The following is a 351-nucleotide window of genomic DNA, read 5'->3' as shown; positions in this document are numbered from 1 at the left end:
CAGCAATTTTTTGGAAACGACGAGCCAAGGCGCGATTCTTTGCAAAGATCTGCCTAAATTCTTGATAAGTGGTTGAACCAATCACACGAATACGACCACTTGATCATAGTGGTTTAATTAAGTTATCGGCATCCACTTGCCCACCAGAGGCGGCACCAGCACCAATGATGGTATGACTTTCATCGATAAATAAGCTACTTTTTTCATCTTTTTCAAGTGTTTTCAATAACGCTTTAAAGCGTTCTTCGAAATCACCACGATATTTGGTTCCTGCTAATAAAGATCCAATATCAAGGGAATAGAGCGTACAGCCTTTCATCACATCAGGCACATCATTTTGTTCAATTCGCC

The 351-nt window shown here is 40.5% G+C and carries 1 pseudogene; it reads right to left on the bottom strand.

The features are described 5' to 3' along the window. Positions 1–351, bottom strand: a pseudogene (locus GYB81_RS23460) (AAA family ATPase); the annotation flags it as partial.

Origin of the sequence: Pseudomonas yangonensis, assembly GCF_009932725.1 — a bacterium.
GTDB classification, from domain to species: domain Bacteria; phylum Pseudomonadota; class Gammaproteobacteria; order Pseudomonadales; family Pseudomonadaceae; genus Aquipseudomonas; species Aquipseudomonas yangonensis.
This window is presented reverse-complemented; position numbering and strand designations above follow the sequence as displayed.